At 69.2% G+C, this 25454-nt stretch carries 36 protein-coding genes; 2 read left to right on the top strand and 34 right to left on the bottom strand.

The genetic code is table 11. The features are described from left to right. Positions 1 to 1107: NAD(P)H-hydrate epimerase (locus ACFVVU_RS21210; RefSeq protein WP_387791532.1), on the bottom strand; the 1107-nt coding region annotated here is incomplete at its 3' end. 171 nt (positions 1108 to 1278) lie between these two features. Between ACFVVU_RS21210 and ACFVVU_RS21215 the strand changes: the two genes are divergently transcribed. Continuing rightward, positions 1279 to 1836 (top strand): Uma2 family endonuclease, encoded by a 558-nt coding sequence (locus ACFVVU_RS21215; RefSeq protein ID WP_387791534.1) that lies wholly within the window; start codon positions 1279 to 1281, stop codon positions 1834 to 1836. Between the two features lie 31 nt (positions 1837 to 1867). Here the strand turns inward: ACFVVU_RS21215 and glmS are convergent, their stop codons facing one another. Next, positions 1868 to 3724 (bottom strand): glutamine--fructose-6-phosphate transaminase (isomerizing), encoded by a 1857-nt coding sequence (gene glmS, locus ACFVVU_RS21220; RefSeq protein WP_387791536.1) that lies wholly within the window; start codon positions 3722 to 3724, stop codon positions 1868 to 1870. 99 nt (positions 3725 to 3823) lie between these two features. Here glmS and coaA point away from each other — a divergent pair, with 99 nt between their 5' ends. Beyond that, the gene (gene coaA / locus ACFVVU_RS21225; RefSeq protein ID WP_380681600.1) at positions 3824 to 4819 is read left to right on the top strand and encodes a type I pantothenate kinase; all 996 of its coding nucleotides are present in this window, start codon (positions 3824 to 3826) and stop codon (positions 4817 to 4819) included. 85 nt (positions 4820 to 4904) lie between these two features. Here the strand turns inward: coaA and glmM are convergent, their stop codons facing one another. The 32 genes from glmM to rplB all read right to left on the bottom strand — a co-directional run bounded on the left by glmM (position 4905) and on the right by rplB (position 25454). Beyond that, positions 4905 to 6269 carry a phosphoglucosamine mutase gene (gene glmM / locus ACFVVU_RS21230; RefSeq protein ID WP_380681602.1) on the bottom strand — a complete coding sequence of 455 codons (1365 nt, stop codon included), beginning with the start codon at positions 6267 to 6269 and terminating at the stop codon, positions 4905 to 4907. A gap of 171 nt (positions 6270 to 6440) precedes the next feature. Continuing rightward, positions 6441 to 6944 (bottom strand): 30S ribosomal protein S9, encoded by a 504-nt coding sequence (rpsI, locus tag ACFVVU_RS21235; protein WP_350542287.1) that lies wholly within the window; start codon positions 6942 to 6944, stop codon positions 6441 to 6443. Positions 6945 to 6990: 46 nt separating this feature from the next. Continuing rightward, entirely contained in the window at positions 6991 to 7434 is a 444-nt protein-coding gene (rplM, locus tag ACFVVU_RS21240; RefSeq protein ID WP_030055846.1) for a 50S ribosomal protein L13, read from the bottom strand. A 248-nt stretch (positions 7435 to 7682) separates the two neighbouring features. Further along, positions 7683 to 9359, bottom strand: a complete 1677-nt coding sequence (locus ACFVVU_RS21245; protein ID WP_380681605.1) for an ABC-F family ATP-binding cassette domain-containing protein — start codon at positions 9357 to 9359, stop codon at positions 7683 to 7685. Positions 9360 to 9400: 41 nt separating this feature from the next. Beyond that, positions 9401 to 10336, bottom strand: a complete 936-nt coding sequence (gene truA, locus ACFVVU_RS21250; RefSeq protein WP_387791539.1) for a tRNA pseudouridine(38-40) synthase TruA — start codon at positions 10334 to 10336, stop codon at positions 9401 to 9403. Between the two features lie 81 nt (positions 10337 to 10417). Continuing rightward, positions 10418 to 10900, bottom strand: coding sequence for a 50S ribosomal protein L17 (gene rplQ, locus ACFVVU_RS21255; protein ID WP_344338005.1), 483 nt, complete (start codon positions 10898 to 10900; stop codon positions 10418 to 10420). Between the two features lie 127 nt (positions 10901 to 11027). Next, the gene (locus ACFVVU_RS21260) at positions 11028 to 12050 is read right to left on the bottom strand and encodes a DNA-directed RNA polymerase subunit alpha (RefSeq protein WP_030055844.1); all 1023 of its coding nucleotides are present in this window, start codon (positions 12048 to 12050) and stop codon (positions 11028 to 11030) included. Between the two features lie 246 nt (positions 12051 to 12296). After that, positions 12297 to 12704 (bottom strand): 30S ribosomal protein S11, encoded by a 408-nt coding sequence (rpsK, locus tag ACFVVU_RS21265; protein WP_014136257.1) that lies wholly within the window; start codon positions 12702 to 12704, stop codon positions 12297 to 12299. A 72-nt stretch (positions 12705 to 12776) separates the two neighbouring features. Continuing rightward, positions 12777 to 13157 carry a 30S ribosomal protein S13 gene (rpsM, locus tag ACFVVU_RS21270; protein WP_380681609.1) on the bottom strand — a complete coding sequence of 127 codons (381 nt, stop codon included), beginning with the start codon at positions 13155 to 13157 and terminating at the stop codon, positions 12777 to 12779. Between the two features lie 173 nt (positions 13158 to 13330). Continuing rightward, complete coding sequence (gene rpmJ / locus ACFVVU_RS21275) at positions 13331 to 13444, bottom strand: 50S ribosomal protein L36 (protein ID WP_003956441.1); 114 nt, start codon at positions 13442 to 13444, stop codon at positions 13331 to 13333. Between the two features lie 32 nt (positions 13445 to 13476). After that, positions 13477 to 13698 carry a translation initiation factor IF-1 gene (gene infA, locus ACFVVU_RS21280; RefSeq protein ID WP_003956442.1) on the bottom strand — a complete coding sequence of 74 codons (222 nt, stop codon included), beginning with the start codon at positions 13696 to 13698 and terminating at the stop codon, positions 13477 to 13479. Positions 13699 to 13870: 172 nt separating this feature from the next. Continuing rightward, positions 13871 to 14296: a large conductance mechanosensitive channel protein MscL gene (gene mscL / locus ACFVVU_RS21285; RefSeq protein WP_355358394.1), complete on the bottom strand. Its 426-nt coding sequence runs from the start codon at positions 14294 to 14296 to the stop codon at positions 13871 to 13873. A 131-nt stretch (positions 14297 to 14427) separates the two neighbouring features. Further along, positions 14428 to 15267, bottom strand: a complete 840-nt coding sequence (gene map / locus ACFVVU_RS21290) for a type I methionyl aminopeptidase (RefSeq protein WP_380681611.1) — start codon at positions 15265 to 15267, stop codon at positions 14428 to 14430. 130 nt (positions 15268 to 15397) lie between these two features. Beyond that, positions 15398 to 16051, bottom strand: coding sequence for an adenylate kinase (locus ACFVVU_RS21295; RefSeq protein ID WP_380278775.1), 654 nt, complete (start codon positions 16049 to 16051; stop codon positions 15398 to 15400). Beyond that, positions 16051 to 17361 (bottom strand): preprotein translocase subunit SecY, encoded by a 1311-nt coding sequence (secY, locus tag ACFVVU_RS21300; protein WP_355358385.1) that lies wholly within the window; start codon positions 17359 to 17361, stop codon positions 16051 to 16053. Before secY ends, ACFVVU_RS21295 begins: the two co-directional genes overlap by 1 nt. A 326-nt stretch (positions 17362 to 17687) precedes the next feature. Then, the gene (gene rplO, locus ACFVVU_RS21305; protein ID WP_376086152.1) at positions 17688 to 18140 is read right to left on the bottom strand and encodes a 50S ribosomal protein L15; all 453 of its coding nucleotides are present in this window, start codon (positions 18138 to 18140) and stop codon (positions 17688 to 17690) included. 2 nt (positions 18141 to 18142) lie between these two features. Next, positions 18143 to 18325 carry a 50S ribosomal protein L30 gene (gene rpmD / locus ACFVVU_RS21310; protein ID WP_030251557.1) on the bottom strand — a complete coding sequence of 61 codons (183 nt, stop codon included), beginning with the start codon at positions 18323 to 18325 and terminating at the stop codon, positions 18143 to 18145. After that, on the bottom strand, positions 18325 to 18948 hold the full coding sequence (gene rpsE / locus ACFVVU_RS21315; protein ID WP_344338017.1) for a 30S ribosomal protein S5: 624 nt from the start codon (positions 18946 to 18948) through the stop codon (positions 18325 to 18327). Before rpsE ends, rpmD begins: the two co-directional genes overlap by 1 nt. 48 nt (positions 18949 to 18996) lie before the next feature. After that, positions 18997 to 19380 carry a 50S ribosomal protein L18 gene (gene rplR, locus ACFVVU_RS21320; protein ID WP_344338019.1) on the bottom strand — a complete coding sequence of 128 codons (384 nt, stop codon included), beginning with the start codon at positions 19378 to 19380 and terminating at the stop codon, positions 18997 to 18999. A gap of 3 nt (positions 19381 to 19383) precedes the next feature. Next, a complete protein-coding gene (gene rplF, locus ACFVVU_RS21325; protein WP_030393304.1) occupies positions 19384 to 19923 on the bottom strand; it encodes a 50S ribosomal protein L6 in 540 nt (179 codons plus the stop codon). 22 nt (positions 19924 to 19945) lie between these two features. After that, positions 19946 to 20353, bottom strand: coding sequence for a 30S ribosomal protein S8 (rpsH, locus tag ACFVVU_RS21330; RefSeq protein ID WP_355358379.1), 408 nt, complete (start codon positions 20351 to 20353; stop codon positions 19946 to 19948). 268 nt (positions 20354 to 20621) lie between these two features. Continuing rightward, positions 20622 to 20807 carry a type Z 30S ribosomal protein S14 gene (locus ACFVVU_RS21335; RefSeq protein WP_030393303.1) on the bottom strand — a complete coding sequence of 62 codons (186 nt, stop codon included), beginning with the start codon at positions 20805 to 20807 and terminating at the stop codon, positions 20622 to 20624. 4 nt (positions 20808 to 20811) lie between these two features. Continuing rightward, a complete protein-coding gene (rplE, locus tag ACFVVU_RS21340; protein WP_030300393.1) occupies positions 20812 to 21381 on the bottom strand; it encodes a 50S ribosomal protein L5 in 570 nt (189 codons plus the stop codon). Beyond that, the gene (gene rplX / locus ACFVVU_RS21345; RefSeq protein ID WP_100892787.1) at positions 21381 to 21692 is read right to left on the bottom strand and encodes a 50S ribosomal protein L24; all 312 of its coding nucleotides are present in this window, start codon (positions 21690 to 21692) and stop codon (positions 21381 to 21383) included. Before rplX ends, rplE begins: the two co-directional genes overlap by 1 nt. Before the next feature lie 15 nt (positions 21693 to 21707). Beyond that, positions 21708 to 22079, bottom strand: a complete 372-nt coding sequence (gene rplN / locus ACFVVU_RS21350) for a 50S ribosomal protein L14 (RefSeq protein ID WP_030393301.1) — start codon at positions 22077 to 22079, stop codon at positions 21708 to 21710. A 102-nt stretch (positions 22080 to 22181) separates the two neighbouring features. After that, positions 22182 to 22454 (bottom strand): 30S ribosomal protein S17, encoded by a 273-nt coding sequence (rpsQ, locus tag ACFVVU_RS21355; protein ID WP_030055826.1) that lies wholly within the window; start codon positions 22452 to 22454, stop codon positions 22182 to 22184. Next, positions 22454 to 22678 (bottom strand): 50S ribosomal protein L29, encoded by a 225-nt coding sequence (rpmC, locus tag ACFVVU_RS21360; protein ID WP_030300387.1) that lies wholly within the window; start codon positions 22676 to 22678, stop codon positions 22454 to 22456. The genes rpsQ and rpmC overlap by 1 nt, the downstream gene beginning before the upstream one ends. Continuing rightward, positions 22678 to 23097, bottom strand: coding sequence for a 50S ribosomal protein L16 (gene rplP, locus ACFVVU_RS21365; protein ID WP_030232476.1), 420 nt, complete (start codon positions 23095 to 23097; stop codon positions 22678 to 22680). The genes rpmC and rplP overlap by 1 nt, the downstream gene beginning before the upstream one ends. A 5-nt stretch (positions 23098 to 23102) precedes the next feature. Continuing rightward, positions 23103 to 23927 carry a 30S ribosomal protein S3 gene (gene rpsC, locus ACFVVU_RS21370; RefSeq protein ID WP_380682126.1) on the bottom strand — a complete coding sequence of 275 codons (825 nt, stop codon included), beginning with the start codon at positions 23925 to 23927 and terminating at the stop codon, positions 23103 to 23105. Then, positions 23927 to 24274: a 50S ribosomal protein L22 gene (gene rplV, locus ACFVVU_RS21375; RefSeq protein WP_045304593.1), complete on the bottom strand. Its 348-nt coding sequence runs from the start codon at positions 24272 to 24274 to the stop codon at positions 23927 to 23929. Before rplV ends, rpsC begins: the two co-directional genes overlap by 1 nt. Positions 24275 to 24324: 50 nt before the next feature. Further along, on the bottom strand, positions 24325 to 24606 hold the full coding sequence (gene rpsS, locus ACFVVU_RS21380; protein ID WP_030055821.1) for a 30S ribosomal protein S19: 282 nt from the start codon (positions 24604 to 24606) through the stop codon (positions 24325 to 24327). Between the two features lie 11 nt (positions 24607 to 24617). Further along, on the bottom strand, positions 24618 to 25454 hold the full coding sequence (gene rplB, locus ACFVVU_RS21385) for a 50S ribosomal protein L2 (RefSeq protein WP_355358370.1): 837 nt from the start codon (positions 25452 to 25454) through the stop codon (positions 24618 to 24620).

Raw genomic sequence — 25454 nt, forward strand, 5'->3', positions numbered from 1 at the left:
GCCCGCCGCCCCGGCGAGCAGCCGGGCCGCCTCCCCCGTGTGCGGGGTCAGCAGCGTCGGCGCCGTCCGTCCGGCCAGCGCGTCCGGCCCGAGCCGGGCCAACTCGGTCAGCCCGTCCGCGTCGACCAGCACCGGCACGTCGGCGGCCAGCGCCTCCGCGAGCGCCCGCTCCGCCCCCTCGCCGCCGCCCGGCCCGACCACCCAGGCCTGCACCCGCCCGGCACCGGCCGGCCCGCCCTCGGTGACCAGCGCCTCCGGGAACCGCCGCACCACCTCCTCGGCCGCCGTCCCCACGTACCGCACCGCGCCCGCGCCGCCGCGCAGCGCCCCGGCGACCGCGAGCAGCGCCGCCCCCGGGTACCGGGCCGACCCGGCCGCCACCCCGACCACCCCGCGCCGGTACTTGTCGCTCTCCGCCCCCGGCACCGGCAGCAGCCCGGCCACGTCCGCGTGCTGCAGCGCCGTCACCCCGGCCGGCGGCAGGTCGAGGCCGATCCCGACCAACTGCACCGCCCCGGCGTACGAGGCACCCGGGTCGATCAGCAGCCCGGGCTTGTACGTGCCGAAGCAGACCGTCACATCCGCCCGCAGCGCCACGCCCGCGACCTCGCCGGTGTCCGCGTCCACCCCGCTGGGCACATCGACGGCCACCACCACGCCCGCCCGCCCGGCGCGCGCGTAGGGCTGCGCCTCCGGCCGCAGTCCGCCCCTGCCGCCGATCCCGACGATGCCGTCCAGCACCAGGTCCGCGCGCGAGAAGTCGGCCAGGCCGACTTCCTGATCCAGCACCACCCGCCCACCGGCCGCCCGCAGCGCCGCGAGCCCCGCGGCATGCGCCCGCGCGGGGGTGAGCAGCACCGCCGACACCCGCGCCCCGCGCCGCGCCAGCGCCGCACCGGCGTACAGCGCGTCACCCCCGTTGTCCCCGCTGCCCGCCAGCACCACCACCCGGCCGCCGTACACCCGACCCCGCCGGCGGACCAGCAGCCGCGCACAGGTCGCGGCGAGCCCGACGGCGGCCCGCTGCATCAGCGTCCCCTCCGGGAGCCGGGCCATCAGCTCCCCCTCGGCGGCACGGACGACTTCGACGCGATGGGCGTGGCGCATGCGGGGACTCCTTCAGCGGTCGGCTACCGGCGACGCTAGCCCGTGCCACCGCCCCGCGGGGGCCTGGCCTGCGGCACACTTTCGAGTGACAACCACTTCGATCCCCCGCCGGTGTCGGTCCGGATGCCTACCGTGTGGCTCGGCACGGACCCGCAGGAGGGAGGAAGGGCCATGGTCGCCATGCCGGCAGTCGAGCACCCGCTGGACCAGGACGACGTCCTCCAGGCATTCCTGGAGCTGGACACGCCGCCGGGGTTCAAAGCCGAACTGATCGAAGGGGAGATCGTCGTGACACCGCCACCGGACGGAGACCACGAGGACGCCATCGCCCGGTTCGCCCGAGCCGTCGCGCGCGAGGCCGCCGAGGAGTTGTACGTCAGCGGCGGGAAAGGATTGATCACCCCGAACGGCCGGTTCGTCCCCGATGCCACGGTCGCCCCCGTCGGCCACTTCCGCACCCAGGAATCGTGGTCGTCCGCGGTGGGCGTCGAACTCGTCCTCGGAGTGACGTCGACCAACCCGGTCGAGGACCGTGAGCCCAAGCGCCTGGGCTACGCCGCCGCCGGGATCCCGTGCTACCTCCTCGTCGACCGCAGCGAGGGCAGGGTGACCCTCTTTTCCGATCCCAAGGACGGCGACTACACCACCATCCACGAGACGGAGTTCGGCCGGCGGATCAAGCTGCCCGCGCCGTTCTCGTTCACGCTCGACACGGCGCCCCTGCGGTAGGACGCAGCCACCGCAGGGGCACCCGGCCGGACTACTCGACGGTGACCGACTTCGCCAGGTTGCGGGGCTGGTCGACCTCGTGGCCCTTGGCCGTGGCGAGCTCGCAGGCGAAGACCTGCAGCGGCACGGTGGAGACCAGCGGCTGGAGCAGGGTCGGCGTGACCGGGATCCGGATCAGGTGGTCGGCGTACGGGACGACCGCCTCGTCGCCCTCCTCCGCGATCACGATGGTGCGCGCGCCGCGGGCCCGGATCTCCTGGATGTTGGAGACGATCTTGTCGTGCAGGATCGAGCGCCCGCGCGGCGACGGCACGACCACCACGACCGGCAGGCCCTCCTCGATCAGCGCGATCGGCCCGTGCTTCAGCTCGCCGGCCGCGAAGCCCTCGGCGTGCATGTAGGCGAGCTCCTTGAGCTTGAGCGCGCCCTCCAGGGCCACCGGGAAGCCGACGTGCCGGCCCAGGAACAGCACCGAGCGCGCGCCCGCCAGGGAGCGGGCCAGCTCGCGCACCGGCTCCATGGTCTCCAGCACCTGCTCGACCTGCTTCGGCGCGTCGCCGAGCTCCTTGATGACGGCGAGGATCTCGTCGCCCCACTTGGTGCCGCGCACCTGGCCCAGGTACAGCGCCACCAGGTAGCAGGCGACCAGCTGGGTCAGGAACGCCTTGGTGGAGGCGACGGCCACCTCGGGACCGGCGTGGGTGTACAGCACCGCGTCCGACTCGCGCGGGATGGTCGAGCCGTTGGTGTTGCAGATCGCCAGCACCTTGGCGCCCTGCTCGCGCGCGTGCCGCAGCGCCATCAGGGTGTCCATGGTCTCGCCGGACTGCGAGATGGCGATGACCAGCGTGCCCGGCCCCATGATCGGGTCGCGGTAGCGGAACTCCGAGGCGACCTCCACCTCGCACGGGATCCGGGTCCAGTGCTCGATCGCGTACTTGGCGATCATGCCCGCGTGGAAGGCGGTGCCGCAGGCGACGATGACGACCTTGTCGACCGAGCGCAGGTCGGCGTCGGACATCCGCAGCTCGTCGAGGGTGAGCCGGCCGTCGGTGCCGATCCGGCCGAGCAGGGTGTCGGCGACGGCCTTCGGCTGCTCGGCGATCTCCTTGAGCATGAAGTAGTCGTAGCCGCCCTTCTCGGCGGCCGAGGCGTCCCAGTCGACGTGGTACTCGCGCACGTCGGCGGGGGTGCCGTCGAAGTTCGTCACCGTCACGCCGCCGCGGCGCAGCTCGACGACCTGGTCCTGGCCCAGCTCGATCGCCTCGCGGGTGTGCGCGATGAACGCGGCCACGTCGGAGGCGAGGAAGTTCTCGCCCTCGCCGCGCCCGACCACCAGCGGCGAGTTGCGACGGGCGCCGACCACCACGTCCGGGGCGTCGGCGTGCACCGCCACCAGGGTGAAGGCGCCCTCCAGCCGGCGGCAGACCGCCCGCATGGCCTCCGCCAGGTCGCCCCGGTACTCCTCGCCGAGCAGGTGCGCGACGACCTCGGTGTCGGTCTCGGAGCGCAGCGTGTGGCCGCGCTCGGCCAGCTCCGCCCGGAGCTGGCCGAAGTTCTCGATGATGCCGTTGTGGACGACCGCCACCCGGGCGGCGTCGTCCAGATGGGGGTGGGCGTTGGCGTCCGTCGGGCCGCCGTGGGTGGCCCAGCGGGTGTGGCCGATGCCGGTGGTGCCGCCGGGAAGAGGGGTCTCGGCGAGCGACTTCTCCAGGTTGGCGAGCTTTCCGGCCCGCTTGTCGGTGGCGAGGCTCCACTGCCCGTCGGAGCCCTGCACCTGCACGGCGACACCGGCCGAGTCGTAACCCCGGTACTCCAGTCGCTGCAGGCCTGCGATTACTACGTCAAGGGCGGGCTGGGAGCCCACGTATCCAACAATTCCGCACATGCGTGCCAGCATAAGGGCGCTCCGAACGCCCCATTCGCACGGTTCGCCCACGGGCCGTGACCGACACCACAACCACCCCGAACGGCGCTACGGCTCACAATGGAGCATGTGCTGACCGAACTCTGTACGCGGGGCGACACCACGCCCGGCCCGTCACCGTCCCCCTACGTGGACCTCAGCCGGGCCGAGTGGAGCGCGCTGCGCGAGCGTACGCCGCTTCCGCTGACCGCCGAGGAGGTGGAACGGCTGCGCGGTCTCGGCACCGCCCTCGACCTGGACGAGGTCCGGGACGTCTACCTGCCGCTGTCCCGGCTGCTCAACCTCTACATCCACGCCACGCACGAGCTGCGCGGCACGCTGGGCACCTTCCTGGACACCCCGGACACCGAGCGCACCCGCACCCCGTTCATCATCGGCGTGGCCGGCTCGGTCGCGGTCGGCAAGTCCACCACGGCCCGGCTGCTGCAGGCCCTGCTGGCCCGCTGGCCGGAGCACCCCCGGGTCGAACTGGTCACCACCGACGGCTTCCTGCTGCCCAACGCCGAGCTGCGCCGGCGCGGCCTGATGGCCCGCAAGGGCTTCCCGGAGTCCTACGACCGCCGGGCGCTGACGCGCTTCGTCGCGGACGTGAAGGCCGGCAGGGAGCGGGTCACCGCGCCGGTCTACTCGCACCTGGTGTACGACATCGTGCCGGAGCAGCGGCTCACCGTGGAGCGCCCGGACATCCTCATCGTCGAGGGCCTGAACGTGCTCCAGCCGGCCCTGCCCGGCACCGACGGCCGCACCCGGCTGGCGGTGGCGGACTACTTCGACTTCTCCATCTACGTCGACGCCCGCACCGACGACATCGAGAGCTGGTACCTGGACCGGTTCCGCAAGCTGCGGCAGACCGCCTTCCAGGACCCGAACTCCTACTTCCGCCGCTTCACCGAGGTGCCGGAGGAGGAGGCGATGGAGTACGGCCGCCAGGTCTGGCGCACCATCAACCGGCCCAACCTGCTGGAGAACGTGCTGCCGACCCGCGGCCGGGCCACCCTGATCCTGCAGAAGGGCGCGGACCACAAGGTCCGCCGGGCCCTGCTGCGCAAGCTCTGACGCGGCTTCCGACACGGGTTCCGACGTACGGACAGGCCCCCGCCGCGCCACGCGCGACGGGGGCCCTCGGCGTCCGCGGGGGCGGTCAGCCCAGGTAGCTGCGGACCGCGCCCGCCAGCGTCTCCGCGACGGCGTGCGCCTGCACCTCGTCGGCCGCCTCCACCATCACCCGGACCAGCGGCTCGGTGCCCGACGGGCGCAGCAGCACCCGGCCGGTGGCGCCCAGCTCGGCCTCGGCCGCGGCGACCGCCGCGGTCAGCTCCTCGCAGGTGCCGACCCGGGCCTTGTCCACGCCCTTGACGTTGATCAGCACCTGCGGAAGCCGGGTCATCACGGCGGCCAGGTCGGCCAGCGGCTGCTTGGTGGCCGCCAGCCGGGCGCCCAGCATCAGACCGGTCAGCGTGCCGTCACCGGTGGTCGCGTGGTCCAGCAGGATGACGTGGCCGGACTGCTCGCCGCCCAGCGCGTAGCCCCGGTCCTTCATCGCCTCCAGCACGTACCGGTCGCCGACGGCGGTCTCGACCAGGTCGACGCCCTCGCGCTGCATGGCCAGCTTGAAGCCCAGGTTGGACATCACGGTGGCGACCGCGGTGTTGCGGCGCAGCGTGCCGGCCTCCTTCATCGCGACGGCCAGGATCGCGATGATCTGGTCGCCGTCGACCTCGTTGCCGTCCGCGTCGGCGGCCAGGCAGCGGTCGGCGTCGCCGTCCAGGGCGATGCCGAGGTCGGCGGAGTGCTCACGCATGGCGGCGCGCAGCCGGTCCAGGTGGGTGGAGCCGACGCCGTCGTTGATGTTGAGGCCGGTGGGCTCGGCGCCCAGGGTGTGCACGACCTCGGCGCCGGCCCGGGCGAAGGCCTCGGGGGCGACGTACGCGGCCGCGCCGTGCGCGCCGTCGATGACGACCCGGATGCCGTCCAGGCGGTTGGGCAGCACGCCGATGAGGTGGGCGACGTACTTGTCGAAGCCCTCGGTGTACTCGCGGACCCGGCCGACCGCGGCGCCGGTCGGGCGGTTCCACTCCTCGCCGCCCGCCGCGTGCTTGCTGTAGTGGGCCTCGATGGCGTCCTCGATGCGGTCGTCCAGCTTGTGGCCGCCGCGGGCGAGGAACTTGATGCCGTTGTCCGGCATGGCGTTGTGGCTGGCGGAGAGCATCACGCCGAAGTCGGCGCCGAGCGCGCCGGTGAGGTACGCCACCGCCGGGGTGGGCAGCACGCCGACCCGCAGGACGTCGACGCCCGCGCTGGCCAGGCCGGCGATGACCGCGGCCTCCAGGAACTCGCCCGAGGCGCGCGGATCGCGGCCGACCACCGCGACCGGCCGGTGGCCCTCGAAGGCCCCCGCCTCGCCGAGCACGTGCGCCGCCGCGACCGACAGGCCGAGCGCCAGCTCCGCCGTCAGTCCCTCGTTGGCCACACCGCGTACGCCGTCCGTACCGAAGAGTCGTCCCACTGTCCCGTCCTCCATCGCCGCAATGCCTTGCAGTGAATCCGATCGAATCCCCGGGCTCCGCACAATGGCCGGGGAGCACGACGCCCCGGAGTACGCGGGGTACTCCGGGGCGTGTAGAGCGCATCCAGGGGCGTGCACCACCAGGGCGGTACGCACCCCCGGAGGGCGCGATTAGCGCTTGCTGTACTGCGGCGCCTTGCGGGCCTTCTTGAGACCGGCCTTCTTGCGCTCGACGGCGCGGGCGTCACGGGTCAGGAAGCCGGCCTTCTTGAGGGCGCCGCGGTTGTTGTCCACGTCGGCCTCGTTCAGGGCACGGGCCACGCCGAGGCGCAGCGCGTAGGCCTGGCCGGACACGCCGCCGCCGGAGATGCGGGCGACGACGTCGTAACGGCCGTCGAGCTCCAGGAGCTTGAAGGGCTCGTTGACGGTCTGCTGGTGCACCTTGTTGGGGAAGTAGTTCTCCAGGGTGCGACCGTTGATCTTCCACTGCCCGGTGCCGGGGACGATGCGCACGCGGGCGATCGCCTCCTTGCGACGGCCGAGGCCGGCGCCGGGGACGGCCTCGCCGAAGCGGCCGGCCAGGGACTCGGAGGTGTAGCTCTCCTCGGAGGTGTACTCGCCCTCGACGACGGTCTCGTCGAAGTCGACCTCAAGGGTTTCGGTGGTCTCGGCCACGGTGTTCCTCAGCTCTTTTCAGTGATGGGGGGCTTGGTGGCCGGAATTACTGCGCGACCTGGGTGATCTCGAACGGCACCGGCTGCTGGGCAGCGTGCGGGTGCTGGTCGCCCGAGTAGACCTTCAGCTTGGAGAGCATCTGGCGGCCCAGGCTGTTCTTGGGGATCATGCCCTTGATGGCCTTCTCGACGGCCTTCTCCGGGTTGTTGGCCAGGAGGTCGTCGTAGCGGACCGAGCGGAGACCGCCCGGGAAACCGCTGTGGCGGTACGCCAGCTTCTGGGTCTTCTTGTTACCCGACAGGTGCACCTTGTCCGCGTTGATGATGATGACGAAGTCACCAGTGTCAACGTGCGGCGCGTAGATCGCCTTGTGCTTGCCCCGGAGGAGGTTGGCGGCCTGGGAGGCCAGGCGGCCGAGCACGACGTCGGTCGCGTCGATGACGTGCCACTGACGCTGGACGTCGCCGGGCTTGGGGCTGTACGTACGCACGGTCGTAGCCTTCGCTTTTCAGTGAGTGAGTCCTGACAGGAGCACCTGGAGGAGGGATCAGCCTGGCCGCCTTGGACGCAATTCAAGGGGGAGCCGCTGGTCGTCGACCTGATGTCTCCGGCGTACCGACCTCTCACGTGAGATAGAGCGAGCCAATACGCACATCAAGCGCCCAGGTTACCGGCAGGCGAGGGGAGGGTCAAAATTGCCGGGGATCCGGTCCCCGGACCCCTCCCCCGCCCCGGTCCTCAGCGGTCCCGCTCGACCCGGGTGACGTCCCAGACCGGCTCGGCCGACTCGTAGACCCGCCCGTCGGCGCCGAACACCAGGAAGCGGTCGAAGGTCTTCGCGAACCAGCGGTCGTGCGTCACGCACATCACCGTGCCGTCGAAGGCCTCCAGACCGGCCTGCAGCGCCTCGGCGCTCTCCAGGTCCAGGTTGTCGGTCGGCTCGTCGAGCAGCAGCGCGGTGACGCCGGACAGCTCCAGTTTGAGGATCATCAGCCGGGCCTGCTGTCCGCCGGAGAGCGACTCGAACTTCTGCTCCTCCTGGCGGTCCAGCTCGTAGCGGCGCAGCGCGCCCATCGCGGCGCCGCGACTGAGCGCGTGCTCCTCCTCGACGATCGAGCGGACGGTGCGGCCGAGCAGCTCCGGATGGGCGTGGGTCTGTCGGAAGTGGCCGGGCACCACCCGGGCGCCGAGCTTCCAGCCGCCGGTGTGGGCGACCGTCTCGTCGCCCGCGAGCAGCCGCAGCAGGTGCGACTTGCCGGCGCCGTTGGCCCCGAGCACACCGATCCGCTCGCCGTAGAAGACCTCCAGGTCGAAGGGCTGCATGAGGCCGGTGAGCTCCAGCCGCTCCATGGTGAAGGCGCGTACACCGGTGCGCCCGCCCTTCAGCCGCATGGTGATGTTCTGCTCGCGCGGCGGCGCCTCCGGCGGGCCGGCGTCCTCGAACTTCTTGAGCCTGGTCTGCGCGGCCGCGTACCGGGAGGCCATCTCGTGGCTGACCGCGGCGGCCTGGCGCAGGGTGACGACCAACTTCTTGAGCTTGGCGTGCTCCTCGTCCCAGCGGCGGCGCAGCTCCTCGAACCGCTCGAAGCGGGCCTTGCGGGCCTCGTGGAAGGTGTCGAAGCCGCCGCCGTGCACCCAGACGCTGGAGCCGGCCGCGCCGGACTCCACGCTGATGATCTTCTCGGCGGTCCGGGAGAGCAGTTCGCGGTCGTGCGAGATGAACAGCACGGTCTTCGGGGTGGCCTTGATGGCCTCCTCCAGCCAGCGCTTGCCCGGGACGTCCAGGTAGTTGTCCGGCTCGTCGAGGAGCAGCACCTCCTCCGGGCCGCGCAGCAGCGCCTCCAGGACGAGCCGCTTCTGCTCGCCGCCGGAGAGCGTGTTCAGGCCGCGCCACTGGGCCTTGTCGAAGGGCACGCCGAGGGCGGCCATGGTGCAGACGTCCCAGTCGGTCTCGTAGTCGTAGCCGCCGACGTCGGCCCAGTCGGAGAGCGCCTGGGCGTAGGCCATCTGGGTCTTCTCGTCGTCCTGGGCGATCATCGCCAGCTCGGCGGCGTCGACCGCGCGGGCGGCCTCGGCGATCCGCTCGGGGGCGACCGAGACCAGCAGGTCGCGCACCGAGGCGTCGGCGGGCAGCGGGCCGGGGCCGGCCTGCTCGTCGCCGGGCTTGCGCTGCTCCTCACGGCCGGTGGTGCCGACGAACTGGCGCATCACGCCGAGCCCGCCGCTGATCGTCACCGAGCCGCCGTGCGGCTGGAGGTCGCCGGCGATCATGCGCAGCAGCGTGGTCTTGCCGGCTCCGTTGGCGCCGACCAGCGCGACGGCCGCGCCCTCCCCCACCCGGAAGGACGCGTCGTCGAACAGCACCCGCCCGTCCGGCAGGTAGTACTCCAGGTGCGAAATCTCGACGTGTCCCATGGGGCCGATTGTCCCAAGCCACCGCCCCGGACCAAAACCGATTAACCGGCCGCCCGCTCCGCGCCCCCGGCGGGGCCCGTGGCACCCGGCAGGGTGCGCATCCGGCGGGCGGCCCGGCTGCGCTCGGCGAGCTGCTCGTCCGCCGGGTAGCCCACCTCCTCCAGCGTCAGGCCGTACGGCCGGATCACGTTGACGGCCGAGTTGCGCACGCCGCCGGCCAGCACCTCGCCGGGGAACTCCACCGGCCGGTGTCCGTCGCCGACCAGCAGCATCGCGCCGACCAGCGCCCGCACCATGTTGTGGCAGAAGGCGTCGGCCCGGACGGTGGCGACCGCGAGCGAGCCCTCCTGGGCGGCGTAGGCGTCGACCGGGACGCGGTCCCAGCGCAGCTCCAGCAGGGTGCGGATGGTGGTCGCGCCCTCGCGCTTCTTGCAGTACGCGGCGAAGTCGTGCTCGCCGAGCAGCAGCCGGGCGGCGGCGTTCATCTTCTCCAGGTCGAGCGGCCGGTCGTGCCAGAGCACATGGCCGCGCAGCAGCGGGTCGACGCCACCGGGGTGGTCGGCGACCCGGTAGGCGTACCGGCGCCAGATCGCCGAGAAGCGTGCGTCGAAGCCGGCCGGGGCCTCGGCCGCGCGGTAGATCCGGACATCGCCGGGCAGCCGCCCGGCCAGCCGGCGCAGCAGCTTCTCGCCGTGCTGGGCCCACAGCCCCTCCGGCAGGTCGACGTGGGCGACCTGGCCGCGGGCGTGCACACCGGCGTCGGTGCGGCCGGCGACGGTGAGCGGGAAGAGCTCGGAGCTGCGGGTGACGACCTGCAGAGCGGTCTCGATCTCCTCCTGGACCGTCCGGCGGCCGCCCTTCTGGCGGGCCCAGCCCGAGAAGTCGGCGCCGTGGTAGGCGAGGTCGAGCCGGATCCGGAGGTACCCGTCCGCCGGGCCGTCCTTGACCGGAGGCCGCTCGGCGCAATCGTTGAGCACTGCTCTTCACTCCCTGGACATGAGGAACGGGCCCGCTCCCCCACGGATGGGGAAGCGGGCCCGCGACAACACCTGAAGGTGTCAGGCCTGCTCGGCGGCCTCGGCCTCGTCGGCCTTGGTCTCGGTGGCCTCGACCTTGGCGTCGGCCTCCTTGACGGCACGCTTGGTGGCGGCCTCGGCCTCGCCGACGGCGGTCTGCGCGACGGTCAGCGCCTCGACCAGCTCGATCACGGCCATCGGGGCGTTGTCGCCACGACGGGGACCGATCTTGGTGATGCGGGTGTAGCCACCCGGGCGGTTCTCGTAGCGCGGCGCGATCTCGGTGAAGAGGGTGTGCAGCACCGAGATGTCGGTGATGGTCTTGCGCACCAGGCGACGGTTGTGGATGTCGCCCTTCTTCGCCTTGGTGATCAGCTTCTCCGCCAGCGGGCGCAGGCGGCGGGCCTTGGCCTCGGTGGTGGTGATGCGGCCGTACTGGAACAGCTCACGGGCCAGACCGGCGAGCAGCAGGGGCTCGTGGTGCGGGCCGCCGCCGAGGCGGGCACCCTTGGTGGGACGCGGCATGGAATTACTCCTCGAATCTCCGACTGCGGCCGTACCAGGTACCGCAGCGGGCGTACGGGCACTGTGCCCGTACGGCTTTCACGACAACGGGGGCGGTTCCGGGGAACCGCCCCCGTGGTCAAGTCTCTCAGTACTGCTCGGTCTCCGCGTAACCCGCGTCGTCCAGGTCGTCGGCGCCGAAGGCGTCGGCGGCGGCGGTCGGGTCGAACCCGGGCGGGCTGTCCTTGAGGGCCAGGCCCATGCCGGCCAGCTTCGCCTTGACCTCGTCGATCGACTTCGCACCAAAGTTGCGGATGTCGAGCAGGTCGGCCTCGGAGCGGGCCACGAGCTCACCCACGGTGTGGATGCCCTCGCGCTTGAGGCAGTTGTAGGAGCGGACGGTGAGCTCCAGCTCCTCGATCGGCAGCGCCAGGTCGGCGGCCAGGGCGGCGTCCGTCGGGGACGGGCCCATGTCGATGCCCTCGGCGTCGATGTTCAGCTCGCGGGCGAGGCCGAACAGCTCCACCAGGGTCTTGCCGGCCGAGGCCATGGCGTCGCGCGGACGCATGGCGGGCTTGGTCTCGACGTCGACGATCAGCTTGTCGAAGTCGGTCCGCTGCTCGACACGGGTGGCCTCGACCTTGTAGGTGACCTTCAGCACGGGGCTGTAGATCGAGTCGACCGGGATGCGGCCGATCTCCTGGCCGGAGGCCTTGTTCTGGACGGCGGAGACGTAGCCGCGACCGCGCTCGACGGTCAGCTCCATCTCCAGCTTGCCCTTGCCGTTCAGGGTGGCGAGGACCAGCTCGGGGTTGTGCACCTCGACACCGGCCGGCGGCGCGATGTCGGCGGCGGTGACCACACCCGGGCCCTGCTTGCGCAGGTACATCACGACCGGCTCGTCGTGCTCCGAGGAGACGACCAGCTGCTTGATGTTGAGGATGAGGTCGGTGACGTCCTCCTTGACGCCCGGCACGGTGGTGAACTCGTGCAGGACGCCGTCGATGCGGATGCTGGTGACAGCGGCACCCGGGATCGACGACAGGAGCGTGCGACGCAGAGAGTTGCCGAGGGTGTAGCCGAAGCCCGGCTCCAGCGGCTCGATCACGAACCGCGAGCGGAACTCGTCGACGACCTCTTCGGTCAGCGAGGGACGCTGAGCGATCAGCATGTTTTCAAATCCTCCAGTGATCTTCGGCACCCACTATTTGATGCCGAACAGAACCAGCGTACGGGGTCCCGCAGGAAACGGGACCCCGTACGAGGTTCAAAGCAGTACCCAGCGTGCCCGAAGGCTCCCCGAGTCGAAGGGCGCACCGAAGCCGAAAGAGACGAACGACAAGCGACGCAGGAGCGCCGGAGTGCGGAACGTCGGCTCCGGGTCAAGAGCGCCCCGAGACGAGGGGGAGGTCACGGGTCAGACGCGGCGGCGCTTCGGCGGGCGGCAGCCGTTGTGCGGGGTGGGGGTGACGTCCTGGATCGAGCCGACCTCCAGGCCGGTGGCCTGGAGCGAACGGATCGCGGTCTCGCGGCCGGAGCCCGGACCCTTCACGAAGACGTCGACCTTGCGCATGCCGTGCTCCTGCGCGCGACGGGCAGCGGCCTCGGCGGCCATCTGCGCGGCGAACGGGGTGGACTTGCGCGAGCCCTTGAAGCCGACGTGGCCGGCGGAGGCCCAGGAGATCACGTTGCCCGAGGGGTCGGTGATCGAAACGATGGTGTTGTTGAACGTGCTCTTGATGTGCGCGTGGCCGTGAGCGACGTTCTTCTTTTCCTTGCGGCGGATCTTCTTCGCGCCGGCAGCCTGACGACCCTTGGGGGGCATAAGTCTGTTCTCCTACTGAGGTGGTCGGTCCGCTGACCCGCGGGCCGGAGGGATGTCCGGTTACGGGACGGACTACTTCTTGCCCGGCTTCTTCTTACCGGCGATCGCGCGACGCGGGCCCTTGCGGGTACGCGCGTTGGTGTGGGTGCGCTGGCCGCGGACCGGCAGGCCGCGGCGGTGACGCAGACCCTCGTAGCAGCCGATCTCGACCTTGCGGCGGATGTCGGCGGCCACCTCGCGGCGGAGGTCACCCTCGACCGTGAAGTTGGCGTCGATGTACTGGCTCAGCTTGACCAGGTCGTCCTCGGCGATGTCGCGAACGCGAATGTCCGGGTTGACGCCGGTCTCGGCGAGGGTCTGCTGGGCGCGGGTACGGCCGATGCCGTACACGTAGGTGAGGGCGATCTCGATCCGCTTCTCACGGGGGAGATCAACGCCGGCGAGGCGTGCCATTCAAGGCTCCTGTGGTTCTTCAGAGGTCTGGCGTGCCACCTACTCCGACACCTCACGGTGAGGGAGCCCCGGCCTCTGACCGGGGGCGGCAGTCCGTCCCTGGGACGGATCGGGTGGCCCACTGATGACGTTTTCGCGTCGCGCGAAGTACTACGAGAAATGCTGGGGAGAGATCAGCCCTGGCGCTGCTTGTGGCGCAGGTTGTCGCAGATCACCATGACCCGGCCGTGACGGCGGATCACCTTGCACTTGTCGCAGATCTTCTTGACGCTCGGCTTGACCTTCATGTTCAGGTTCTCCGGGTCTAGATCTGACGTTCTTACTTGTAGCGGTAGACGATCCGGCCGCGCGTGAGGTCGTAGGGGCTGAGCTCCACCACGACCCGGTCGTCCGGCAGGATGCGGATGTAGTGCATGCGCATCTTGCCACTGATGTGCGCGAGGACCTTGTGACCGTTCTGCAGCTCGACCTTGAACATCGCGTTCGGAAGAGACTCGATCACGGTGCCCTCGATCTCAATGGCGCCTTGCTTCTTAGCCATGAACTGCGAGATCCACCTTCCGGGACCGGCTACCGTATGCGGAACGCTCGTGCGAACCTGGGTCCACCCCGACCCCGACGAGGGGGAAGAGGGCGTGCTGGAGCACGCTACGAGTGAGCCGACGGTCCATCCTACGCCAGCGCGCAGGATGGACCAAAACGGGGGTACCCGATCAGCGGGCCGCCGGAGCCGCCAGCGGCTCGACGTGGGCGGTGCAGGCCGAGCAGCGGCGGGCGGCCTCGGGGATCTCGGTCAGGCACTCGGGGCAGGGGCGCTTCGGGGTCTTCGGCTTCTTCGGCATGTAGCGCGCGGTGGCCTTGGTCACCGGCAGGACGACGCAGAAGTACAGCACGGCCGCGGTCATCAGGAACGCGATCAGCACGTTGAGGAACTGCCCGTACGGGAAGGTCACGCCGGCGATCGTCGCCTTGTAGGAGCCGAAGTCGCCCGCGGCACCGACCACCACGCCCACCAGCGGGGTGAGGAAGGCGGAGACGAAGCCGGTGACCACCGCGGTGAACGCGGCGCCGATCACCACACCGACCGCCATGTCGACCACGTTGCCGCGCATCATGAAGTCGCGGAATCCCTTGAGCACTGCTCTCTCCTGCTGCTCGAAGCCACTACCGGCGCATAAAAATAGGACAAAAGCCCTGGAAGTCCAAACCTCCAGGGCCCTGATCCCTTGTCAGCAGCGGAAGTTGGCTGCTCCGGGCGGTTGTGGCGGGATCACGCCAGCGGGTCCGGCGCGGCCGTCACACCCAGCTTGGCGAGCATCTCGCGGCCGCCGTCGAAGGCGGTCAGCACCACCGGGCCCTGCTCGGTGACGGCCACCGAGTGCTCCCAGTGCGAGGCCCAGGTGCCGTCGTTGGTGACGACGGTCCAGTCGTCCTCCAGCACGGTGGTGTGCGGGGTGCCGAGCGACACCATCGGCTCGATCGCCAGCACGGTGCCGGGGACCAGCTTCGGGCCCTTGCCGCGACCGCGCTCGACGTAGTTCAGCACGTGCGGCTCCATGTGCATCGCGGTGCCGATGCCGTGGCCGCCGTAGCCCTCGGTGATGCCCCACTTGCCCTTGGGCGGCAGCGGCTGGCGCCGGATGAAGCCCTCGATCGCCTTGGAGACGTCGACCAGGCGGTTGCTCTTCTTCATCTGGGCGATGCCGGCCCACATCGAGCCCTCGGTGACCCGGCTCAGCATCTCCACCTCGGGGGCGACCTCGCCGACCGCGACGGTGATCGCCGCGTCGCCGTGCCAGCCGTCCAGGATCGCGCCGCAGTCGATCGAGATGAGGTCGCCCTCCTGCAGCACCCGCTCACCCGGGATGCCGTGCACGACCTCGTTGTTCACCGAGGCGCAGATCACGCCCGGGAACCAGAGGCCGCCGTGATGGGCCCGGAAGTTCGAGGTGGCGCCGTGGTCGGTGATGACCTTGTCGGCGATGTCGTTGAGCTCCTGGGTGGTGATTCCCGGGGCGACCGCCTCGCGGGCCGCCTTGAGCGCCTCGGCGACGACCAGCCCGGCCGCTCGCATCTTCGCGATCTGCTCGGGGGTCTTGATCTCCACCATCTGGTCACGCCTTCCTTGGGTTCCCGCCCGGTCCTTGCCGCGCGGCCGTGCACTCGTTCCACCGTACGACGCCGCACGGCCGCGCTGCCCCGGGTCGGGCAGCGCGGCCGTGGGTACGTCGCTTGAAAACTCAGCTGTCCTGCTTCAGCGCCTCGATCGCGCGCCGGGTGACCTCGTCGACCTTGCCGAGGGCCGGGATCGTGGCGATCAGGCCCTGCTGGCGGTAGTAGTCGATGATCGGCTCGGTCTCCGTGTGGTAGACCTCCAGCCGGGTCCGCACGGCTTCCTCGGTGTCGTCCGAGCGCTGGTACAGCTCGCCGCCGCACTCGTCGCAGACGCCCTCGACCTTCGGCGCGTTGTAGTCCACGTGGAACACGTGGCCGCCGTCGTTGCGGCACAGCCGGCGGCCGGCGATCCGGCGGACGACCTCGTCCTCGGGGACCTCCAGGTCGAGCACGCCGTCGAGCTTGATGCCCTGCTCGGCGAGGAACTCGTCCAGCGCCTTCGCCTGGCCCAGGTTCCGCGGGAAGCCGTCCAGCAGGAAGCCGTTGGCGGCGTCCTCCTGGAGCATGCGGTCCTTGGCCATCCCGATCGTGACCTCGTCGGGCACCAGGCGGCCCGCGTCCATGTAGCTCTTGGCCTCGACACCCAGCGGGGTGCCCTGACCGATGTTGGCGCGGAACAGGTCGCCGGTGGAGATGTGGGGGATGGACAGGGTCTTGGCGAGGAGGTGCGCCTGAGTACCCTTCCCGGCCCCGGGGGGTCCGACGAGGACGATACGCATCAGCGGAGGAACCCTTCGTAATTGCGCTGCTGGAGCTGGCTCTCGATCTGCTTCACAGTTTCGAGTCCGACGCCGACGACGATGAGCACGCTGGTGCCGCCGAACGGGAAGTTGGTCTGCTGTCCGAAGGCGACCAGGGCGATCATCGGGATCAACGCGATCAGGCCCAGGTAGAGCGAACCCGGCCACGTGATACGGGTGAGCACGTAGTTCAGGTACTCGGCCGTCGGGCGGCCGGCCCGGATACCCGGGATGAACCCACCATACTTCTTCATGTTGTCGGCAACTTCTTCGGGGTTGAAGGAGATGGCGACGTAGAAGAAGGCGAAGAAGACGATCAGCAGGAAGTAGGTGGCCATGTAGATCGGGTGGTCACCGCGCACGAAGTGCTGGTTGATCCACACCGCCCAGCCGGCCTGGCTGTTGGTCAGCTGGACCACGAGGGCCGGGATGTACAGCAGCGACGAGGCGAAGATGACCGGGATGACACCGGCCTGGTTCACCTTGAGCGGGATGTACGTCGAGGTTCCGCCGAAGGCCCGGCGACCGATCATCCGCTTCGCGTACTGGACCGGGATCCGCCGCTGGGCCTGCTCGACGAAGATGACGAGCATCACAACGATGACGCCGATCGCGATGACCGAGAAGAACTCGACCCAGCCGCCGCCGATGGTGCCGGACTGCTTGATCGCCCACATCGAGGTGGGGAACTGGGCCGCGATCGAGGTGAAGATCAGCAGCGACATGCCGTTGCCGATGCCGCGGTCGGTGATCAGCTCACCGAGCCACATGATCACCGTGGTGCCGGCGGTCATGGTCAGGACCATGACGGCGATCCGGAACACGCCGGTGTCCGGCACGATCTGGTTCGCGTAGACGCAGCCCGAGAACAGCGCGCCGCTGGACGCGGTCGCCACGATGCCGGTGCCCTGGAGCACCGCCAGCGCGATGGTCAGGTACCGGGTGTACTGGGTGATCTTCGCCTGGCCGGCCTGGCCCTCCTTCTTCAGCGCCTCCAGTCGCGGAATCACGACGGTGAGGAGCTGGAGGATGATGCTCGCCGTGATGTACGGCATGATGCCGAGGGCGAAGATCGTCAGCTGCAGCAGCGCCCCGCCGGAGAACAAGTTGACCAGGCCGAAGAGGCCGTTGTTCTTGGTCTCCTTGATGCAGGCGTGAACCGCCTCGAAGTCGACCCCTGGTACGGGAACGTGCGAGCCCAGCCGGAACAGCACCATGATGCCCAGCGTGAACAGCAGCTTCTTGCGCAGGTCGGGCGTCTGGAACGCCCGCGCGAACGCACTGAGCACGGTGCCTCCTGCGCCTCCCGCGCGTCGTCGGCGGGAGGGTCGGTCCTGAATGGGGAGTTTGCGGTTCGGGCTCCGTTACAGACGGCACAGGCGAGCCTATGCGCAGCCTACAAGGGAACTCCACGGACTCTAACAGTGCACGGCCGCTCGAAAGAAGCGCGTACGGCCCCTCCCCCACTCATGGGGTACGGGATGCCCGGTTTTGCCACACAAAAGAACGAGGGCGGGATCCCGCCGCGTCGACATCCGCGCGCGGAAAGGGCCGGAAAAGGCGCGAGCCCCGCACCTCCCGAAGGGAAGTGCGGGGCTCGCGGAAGTCAGCGGGCTCAGACGAGCTCGGTGACGGTACCGCCGGCGGCGGTGATCTTCTCGGCGGCCGAGCCGGAGACGGCGTCCACCGTCACCTGCAGCGCGACCGAGATCTCGCCGGTGCCGAGCACCTTGACGAGGGAGTTCTTGCGAACCGCGCCCTTGGCGACCAGGTCCTCGACCGTGACCTCGCCACCCTGCGGGTAGAGCTCGGCCAGCTTGTCGAGGTTGACGACCTGGAACGTGATCTTGAACGGGTTCTTGAAGCCCTTCAGCTTCGGCAGACGCATGTGGAGCGGCATCTGGCCACCCTCGAAGCGCTGCGGAACCTGGTAGCGGGCCTTGGTGCCCTTGGTGCCACGACCAGCGGTCTTACCCTTGGACGCCTCACCACGACCCACACGGATCTTGTCGGTCTTGGCACCCGGGGCGGGACGCAGGTTGTGGATCTTGATCGGGTTGTCGCCCATGATCAGTCCACCTCCTCAACCGTCACCAGGTGACGGACCGTCTGGGCCATCCCGCGGATCTCGGGACGGTCCTCCTTCACCACGACGTCGTGCATGCGCTTGAGGCCAAGCGAGCGCAGGGTGTCGCGGTGGTTCTGCTTGCTGCCGATGTACGACTTGGTCTGCGTGATCTTCAGGCGAGCCATCAGGCACTCACCCCGGCAGCAGCCCGAGCCCGCAGCAGACCGGCCGGAGCCACGTCCTCGAGCGGCAGGCCACGGCGGGCCGCGACCTCCTCGGGACGCTGGATCTGCTTCAGCGCGGCAACCGTGGCGTGCACGATGTTGATCGCGTTGTCCGAGCCGAGCGACTTCGACAGGATGTCGTGAACGCCGGCGCACTCCAGGACGGCACGCACCGGGCCACCGGCGATAACACCGGTACCGGGGGCGGCGGGCTTCAGCAGCACGACGCCGGCGGCCTTCTCGCCCTGAACGGGGTGCGCGATGGTGCCCTGGATACGGGGGACCTTGAAGAAGTTCTTCTTGGCCTCCTCAACGCCCTTGGCGATGGCGGCCGGAACCTCCTTCGCCTTCCCGTAACCGACACCCACGGTGCCGTCACCGTCGCCCACCACGACCAGCGCGGTGAAGCTGAAACGACGACCACCCTTGACAACCTTGGCGACGCGGTTGATCGCGACGACGCGCTCGACGTAAGCGGTCTTCTCGACGGCGGGGGCGTTGCCCCGGTCGTCACGCTTACGGTCGCGCCGCTCGCCACCGGTGCCGCCGCCGGCGCCGCTACCGCGGCGCTGGGGTCCAGCCATTGGAATTACCTCTCTCGATTACGTCCGCCGACAGAGTCGACGAGCGGCTTAGAAGTCGAGCCCGGCCTCGCGGGCCGCGTCCGCCAGAGCGGCGATGCGGCCGGCGTACCGGTTGCCCGCGCGGTCGAAGACGACCGACTCGATGCCGGCGGCCTTGGCGCGCTCGGCGACCAGGCTCCCGACCTTCTTGGCCAGCTCGGTCTTGTCGCCCTCGGCGCCCTTGATGGACACGTCGAGGGTGGACGCCGACGCCAGGGTGTGACCCTTGGCGTCGTCGATGACCTGGGCGACCATGTGACGGTTCGAGCGCGTCACGACGAGGCGCGGACGCACCTCGCTGCCGACGATGCGCTTGCGAACGCGGATCGCGCGGCGCTTGCGAGCGGCGCTCTTGTAGGCGTTGCCCTTGCCGATCTTGACAGAGACACTCATCGCTTACTTACCACTCTTTCCGACCTTGCGGCGGATAACCTCGCCCGCGTACTTGACGCCCTTGGCCTTGTACGGGTCGGGCTTGCGCAGCTTGCGGATCTTCGCGGCGACCTCGCCGACCTTCTGCTTGTCGATGCCGTCCACGTGGAACTTGGTGGCCGACTCGACGACGAAGGAGATGCCCTCCGGCGCCTCGACGAGGATCGGGTGGCTGTAGCCCAGCTGGAACTCCATGTCGGAGCCCTTCGCCAGAACTCGGTAGCCGACACCGCTGATCTCCAGCGACTTGCGGTAGCCCGCGGTCACACCGGTGATCATGTTCGCCACCAGCGTGCGGGTCAGGCCGTGCAGGGCCTTCGACTGACGCTCGTCGTTGGGGCGGGTGACAGCCAGAATACCGTCCTCGCCCTTGCCGATCTCGATCGGCGCGGCGACGACGTGGGTGAGGGAGCCCTTCGGGCCCTTCACCGAGACCGTCTGGCCATCGATGGTGACGTCCACGCCAGCGGGGACCTGGATGGGCAGCCGTCCAATGCGCGACATTGCTGTACCTCCGTTTCCCGAATTACCAGACGTAGGCGAGAACTTCTCCGCCTACGCCCTTCTTGGCGGCCTGCTTGTCGGTCAGGAGGCCGGACGACGTGGAGATGATCGCCACGCCCAGGCCGCCGAGAACCTTCGGCAGGTTGGTGGACTTTGCGTAAACGCGCAGACCCGGCTTGCTGATGCGCTTGATGCCGGCGATGGAGCGCTCACGGTTGGGGCCGAACTTGAGCTCGATGGTCAGCTTCTTGCCGACCTCGCCCTCGACGGGCTCCTCAACCTTGTAGGAGGTGATGTAACCCTCCTGCTGCAGGATCTCGGCGACGTGCGCCTTGATCTTGCTGGCCGGCATCGCCACGGAGTCGTGGTACGCCGAGTTCGCGTTACGCAGACGCGTGAGCATGTCTGCGATGGGGTCGGTCATGGTCATGATGGCCTCAGGCCTCTCTCGCCGCGGTTTCTCCGCGCCAGGTCCCCCTTCCGCACTCTTTCGAGTTCGTCAGGGGCACAAGCGCAGGGGACCTGCGACGTCGTAAGACTGGGTGCGAGCCCTCTCGCAAGAGGGCCACGGGCGTCCATGGGGACGCCGTGGCAGGGGGCCCGACCCCACTACCTTACGGGAACCCGTACGGCAGGCCCAAAACGGGCCGGTGTGGGATCGGGCACCTCTGCGTCGCTGTGTGCCTAAAGCGCCTGGACTACCAGGAGCTCTTGGTCACGCCCGGCAGCTCGCCACGGTGCGCCATCTCACGGAGGCACACACGGCAGAGGCCGAACTTGCGGTACACCGAGTGCGGACGGCCGCACCGCTGGCACCGGGTGTAGGCCCGGACGCCGAACTTCGGCTTCCGCTCGGCCTTCGCGATGAGGGACTTCTTCGCCATTGGCTCACGCCTCCTTGAACGGGAAGCCCAGAGCACGCAGGAGCGCCCGGCCCTCGTCGTCGGTCTGCGCGGTGGTCACGACGGTGATGTCCATACCGCGCTGACGGTCGACCTTGTCCTGGTCGATCTCGTGGAACATAACCTGCTCGGTCAGACCGAAGGTGTAGTTGCCACGGCCGTCGAACTGCTTGGGGGAGAGACCGCGGAAGTCACGGATGCGCGGCAGGGCCAGCGACACCAGACGGTCCAGGAACTCCCACATGCGGTCACCACGGAGGGTGACGTGGGTGCCGATCGGCTGGCCCTCGCGCAGCTTGAACTGCGCGATGGACTTGCGGGCCTTGGTCACGGCCGGCTTCTGACCGGTGATCGCGGTCAGGTCGCGGATCGCGCCCTCGATCAGCTTGCTGTCACGGGCGGCCTCGCCGACACCCATGTTGACGACGACCTTGACCAGGCCCGGCGTCAGCATGACGTTCTCGTACGAGAACTGCTCCTGCAGCTGCCCCTTGATCTCGGAGTTGTAACGCTCCTTGAGGCGGGGGGTCACCTTCTCAACAGACGTCTCAGACATCAGATGTCCTCACCGGTTCGCTTGGCAACGCGGATCTTGTTGCCCTCGTCGTCGAAGCGGTAGCCAACGCGGGTGACGACCTTCTTGCCGTCCTTCTCCACGACCAGCTGGACGTTGGAGACGTGCACCGGGGCCTCGACGGTGACAATGCCACCCTGAGTGCCCGGACCCGGCTTGGTGTGCTTCTTGACCCGGTTCACACCCTCGACCAGGACCTTGTTCTCAGCCGGCAGGGCCTGGATGACCTTGCCCTGCTTGCCCTTGTCCTTGCCGGTGATGACCTGAACCAGGTCGCCCTTCTTGATCTTCATGCTGTTCGCCATGGGTCAGAGCACCTCCGGCGCCAGCGAGATGATCTTCATGAACTTCTTGTCACGCAGCTCGCGGCCCACCGGGCCGAAGATGCGGGTACCACGGGGGTCACCGTCCGTGTTCTTGAGAACGACAGCGGCGTTCTCGTCGAACCGGATGTACGAACCGTCGGGACGACGGCGCGACTTCACGGTACGGACGACGACGCACTTGACGACGTCACCCTTCTTCACCGAACCACCGGGGATCGCGTCCTTGACGGTGGCGACGATGACGTCCCCGATACCGGCGTAGCGGCGACCGGAACCACCGAGAACGCGGATGCAAAGGATTTCCTTCGCGCCCGTGTTGTCGGCGACACGCAGTCGCGACTCCTGCTGGATCACAGCTTTCTCCTGATCGTCAACGAGAGCTGACGGGCCGGCCGCTGCTCACACCAGCGCCCGCGAGGGGCCTGGTGCACATACGGCCGTACCACATCGACTTCGTTACTTGGCCTTCTCGAGGATCTCGACGACGCGCCAGCGCTTCGTCGCGGACAGCGGGCGGGTCTCCGCGAGGAGGACCCGGTCGCCGATGCCGCAGGCGTTCGCCTCGTCGTGCGCCTTCAGCTTGTTCGTACGGCGGATGACCTTGCCGTACAGCGCGTGCTTGACGCGGTCCTCGACGGCGACGACGACGGTCTTGTCCATCTTGTCGCTGACGACGAGACCCTCACGGGTCTTGCGGAAACCGCGCGTCTCGTTGGTGTTCTCAGTCATCAGGCGTTCTCCACCGTCTCGATGCCCAGCTCGCGCTCGCGCATCAGGGTGTAGATCCGCGCGATGTCCTTACGGACGAGCTTGAGCCGTCCGTGGTTGTCGAGCTGCCCGGTCGCCGCCTGGAAGCGGAGGTTGAACAGCTCCTCCTTGGCCTCGCGCAGCTTGGCAACGAGACCCTCGTTGTCCAGCTGGCGGAGGTCAGCAGCCTTGGTAGCGGCCGACATCAGCTCTCACCGTCCTCGCGCCGGACGATCCGGCACTTCATCGGCAGCTTGTGAGCAGCGCGGGTGAGCGCCTCACGAGCAACCTTCTCGTTCGGGTACGACAGCTCGAACATGACCCGACCCGGGTGCACGTTCGCGATCCACCACTCCGGCGAACCCTTACCGGAACCCATGCGGGTCTCGGCCGGCTTCTTGGTCAGCGGACGGTCCGGGTAGATGTTGATCCAGACCTTGCCGCCACGGCGGATGTGACGGGTGATCGCGATACGAGCGGACTCGATCTGACGGTTCGTCACGTAGGCCGGGGTCACGGCCTGGATGCCGAACTGGCCGAACGCCAGCTCGGTGCCACCCTTGGCAGCGCCACGGCGCTTGGGGTGGTGCTGCTTGCGGTGCTTGACCCGACGGGGGATCAGCATTGCGGTCAGGCCTCCGTTCCGGTGTTCTCGGCAGCCGGAGCCTCGACGGCGACCGGGGCCTGAGCCTCGGCAGCGGCGGGACGACGGCCGCGGCCACCGCGCTCGCCACCACGGCGCTCGCCACCGCGGGCGGGACGACCACCCTCGGGGCGGGCCGGGCGGTTGCCCGAGCGGGCAGCGGCGTTCTCAGCGCGGACCTCGGCGATGTTCTTGACGTCGCCCTTGTAGATCCAGACCTTCACGCCGATGCGGCCGAAGGTCGTCTTGGCCTCGAAGAAGCCGTAGTCGACGTTCGCGCGCAGGGTGTGCAGCGGCACACGGCCCTCGCGGTAGAACTCCGAACGGCTCATCTCGGCGCCGCCGAGACGACCGGAGCACTGGACCTTGATGCCCTTGGCGCCGGACTTCATGGTGCCCTGCATCGACTTGCGCATGGCACGGCGGAAGGAGACGCGGGAGGACAGCTGCTCCGCGACGCCCTGAGCCACGAGCTGGGCGTCCAGCTCGGGGTTCTTGACCTCGAGGATGTTCAGCTGGACCTGCTTGCCGGTCAGCTTCTCGAGGTCGCCGCGGATGCGGTCGGCCTCGGTGCCGCGCCGGCCGATCACGATGCCGGGGCGAGCGGTGTGGATGTCCACACGGACGCGGTCGCGGGTGCGCTCGATCTCGACCTTGGAGATGCCGGCGCGCTCCATGCCCTTCGTCATCATGCGACGAATGGCAACGTCTTCCTTGACGTAGTCCTTGTACAGCTTGTCGGCGTACCAGCGGGACTTGAAGTCCGTGCTGATGCCGAGGCGGAACCCGTGCGGGTTAACCTTCTGGCCCATTACCGGGTCCCTTCCTTGCTGCTGACGACCACGGTGATGTGGCTGGTCCGCTTGCGGATCCGGTAGGCACGGCCCTGGGCGCGCGGACGGAACCGCTTCAGGGTCGGGCCCTCGTCAACGTACGCCTCGCTGATGACGAGGTCGTCCACGTTGGAGTGGTTGTAGTTGTGCGCGGCGTTGGCAATGGCGCTGTCGAGCACCTTGCCGACCGGCACGGTCGCGGCCTGCGGAGCGAAACGCAGGACCGCCTGGGCCTCCGTGGCGTTCAGGCCACGGATGAGGTCCACCACGCGGCGGGCCTTCATGGGCGTGACGCGGATGTACCGCGCCTGGGCCCTGGCTTCCATGGTTGTCCCCTTGCTGGTGTAAGTCATTGAGTCGGTAATCTCGCTGGCGACTAGCGACGCTTCGACTTGCGGTCGTCCTTGACGTGACCGCGGAAGGTACGCGTCGGCGCGAACTCGCCGAGCTTGTGGCCGACCATCGACTCGGTGACGAACACCGGGACGTGCTTGCGGCCATCGTGCACCGCGATCGTGTGGCCGAGCATGGCCGGGAAGATCACGGAGCGACGGGACCAGGTCTTGATGACGTTCTGGGTACCCGCCTCGTTCTGCGCGTCCACCTTCTTGAGAAGGTGGCCGTCAATGAAGGGGCCCTTCTTGAGACTGCGCGGCATCTGACCTGCTCCTAGCGCTTCTTGTTGGTCTTGCGGCGGCGCACGATGAGGGCGTTCGAAGCCTTCTTCGGGCTACGAGTGCGACCCTCCTTCTGGCCCCACGGCGAAACCGGGTGGCGACCACCGGAGGTCTTACCCTCACCACCACCGTGCGGGTGGTCGATCGGGTTCATGGCCACACCACGCACGGTCGGGCGGACGCCCTTCCAGCGCATACGGCCGGCCTTGCCCCAGTTGATGTTCGACTGCTCGGCGTTGCCGACCTCGCCGACGGTCGCGCGGCAGCGCGCGTCCACCAGGCGGATCTCGCCGGAGGGCATGCGCAGGTGCGCCATCTTGCCCTCACGCGCCAGCAGCTGGATGCCGGAACCGGCCGAGCGGGCCAGCTTGGCACCGCCACCGGGACGCAGCTCCACCGCGTGGATGGTCGTACCGACCGGGATGTTGCGCAGCGGCAGGTTGTTGCCGGGCTTGATGTCGGCGCCAGGGCCGTTCTCCACCCGGTCGCCCTGCGCGATGCCGCGCGGCGCGATGATGTAGCGCTTCTCGCCGTCCACGTAGTGCAGGAGCGCGATGCGCGCGGTGCGGTTCGGGTCGTACTCGATGTGCGCGACCTTGGCCGGCACGCCGTCCTTGTCGTGACGACGGAAGTCGATCACGCGGTAGGCGCGCTTGTGACCGCCACCCTGGTGGCGAACGGTGATCCGACCGGCGTTGTTACGGCCGCCCTTGCTGTGCAGGGGGCGAACCAGCGACTTCTCCGGCGTGGACCGCGTGATTTCGACGAAGTCGGCCACGCTGGAGCCACGACGGCCCGGCGTAGTCGGCTTGTACTTGCGGATACCCAT

It is taken from the genome of Kitasatospora sp. NPDC057965 (genome assembly GCF_042887135.1).
GTDB lineage: Bacteria > Actinomycetota > Actinomycetes > Streptomycetales > Streptomycetaceae > Kitasatospora.

Coding starts and splice junctions, on each gene's coding strand:
- ACFVVU_RS21215 (WP_387791534.1), top strand. CDS start 1,279: ATGGTCGCCATGCCGGCAGTCGAGCACCCGCTGGACCAGGACGACGTC.
- glmS (WP_387791536.1), bottom strand. CDS start 3,724: ATGTGCGGAATTGTTGGATACGTGGGCTCCCAGCCCGCCCTTGACGTA.
- coaA (WP_380681600.1), top strand. CDS start 3,824: ATGGAGCATGTGCTGACCGAACTCTGTACGCGGGGCGACACCACGCCC.
- ACFVVU_RS21245 (WP_380681605.1), bottom strand. CDS start 9,359: ATGGGACACGTCGAGATTTCGCACCTGGAGTACTACCTGCCGGACGGG.
- rplQ (WP_344338005.1), bottom strand. CDS start 10,900: ATGCCGCGTCCCACCAAGGGTGCCCGCCTCGGCGGCGGCCCGCACCAC.
- ACFVVU_RS21260 (WP_030055844.1), bottom strand. CDS start 12,050: ATGCTGATCGCTCAGCGTCCCTCGCTGACCGAAGAGGTCGTCGACGAG.
- rpsK (WP_014136257.1), bottom strand. CDS start 12,704: ATGCCCCCCAAGGGTCGTCAGGCTGCCGGCGCGAAGAAGATCCGCCGC.
- rpsM (WP_380681609.1), bottom strand. CDS start 13,157: ATGGCACGCCTCGCCGGCGTTGATCTCCCCCGTGAGAAGCGGATCGAG.
- rpmJ (WP_003956441.1), bottom strand. CDS start 13,444: ATGAAGGTCAAGCCGAGCGTCAAGAAGATCTGCGACAAGTGCAAGGTG.
- infA (WP_003956442.1), bottom strand. CDS start 13,698: ATGGCTAAGAAGCAAGGCGCCATTGAGATCGAGGGCACCGTGATCGAG.
- map (WP_380681611.1), bottom strand. CDS start 15,267: ATGGTGGAGATCAAGACCCCCGAGCAGATCGCGAAGATGCGAGCGGCC.
- ACFVVU_RS21295 (WP_380278775.1), bottom strand. CDS start 16,051: ATGCGTATCGTCCTCGTCGGACCCCCCGGGGCCGGGAAGGGTACTCAG.
- rplO (WP_376086152.1), bottom strand. CDS start 18,140: ATGGGCGACAACCCGATCAAGATCCACAACCTGCGTCCCGCCCCGGGT.
- rpmD (WP_030251557.1), bottom strand. CDS start 18,325: ATGGCTCGCCTGAAGATCACGCAGACCAAGTCGTACATCGGCAGCAAG.
- rpsE (WP_344338017.1), bottom strand. CDS start 18,948: ATGGCTGGACCCCAGCGCCGCGGTAGCGGCGCCGGCGGCGGCACCGGT.
- rplR (WP_344338019.1), bottom strand. CDS start 19,380: ATGAGTGTCTCTGTCAAGATCGGCAAGGGCAACGCCTACAAGAGCGCC.
- rplF (WP_030393304.1), bottom strand. CDS start 19,923: ATGTCGCGCATTGGACGGCTGCCCATCCAGGTCCCCGCTGGCGTGGAC.
- rpsH (WP_355358379.1), bottom strand. CDS start 20,353: ATGACCATGACCGACCCCATCGCAGACATGCTCACGCGTCTGCGTAAC.
- ACFVVU_RS21335 (WP_030393303.1), bottom strand. CDS start 20,807: ATGGCGAAGAAGTCCCTCATCGCGAAGGCCGAGCGGAAGCCGAAGTTC.
- rplE (WP_030300393.1), bottom strand. CDS start 21,381: ATGTCTGAGACGTCTGTTGAGAAGGTGACCCCCCGCCTCAAGGAGCGT.
- rplX (WP_100892787.1), bottom strand. CDS start 21,692: ATGAAGATCAAGAAGGGCGACCTGGTTCAGGTCATCACCGGCAAGGAC.
- rpsQ (WP_030055826.1), bottom strand. CDS start 22,454: ATGACTGAGAACACCAACGAGACGCGCGGTTTCCGCAAGACCCGTGAG.
- rpmC (WP_030300387.1), bottom strand. CDS start 22,678: ATGTCGGCCGCTACCAAGGCTGCTGACCTCCGCCAGCTGGACAACGAG.
- rplP (WP_030232476.1), bottom strand. CDS start 23,097: ATGCTGATCCCCCGTCGGGTCAAGCACCGCAAGCAGCACCACCCCAAG.
- rpsC (WP_380682126.1), bottom strand. CDS start 23,927: ATGGGCCAGAAGGTTAACCCGCACGGGTTCCGCCTCGGCATCAGCACG.
- rplV (WP_045304593.1), bottom strand. CDS start 24,274: ATGGAAGCCAGGGCCCAGGCGCGGTACATCCGCGTCACGCCCATGAAG.
- rpsS (WP_030055821.1), bottom strand. CDS start 24,606: ATGCCGCGCAGTCTCAAGAAGGGCCCCTTCATTGACGGCCACCTTCTC.
- rplB (WP_355358370.1), bottom strand. CDS start 25,454: ATGGGTATCCGCAAGTACAAGCCGACTACGCCGGGCCGTCGTGGCTCC.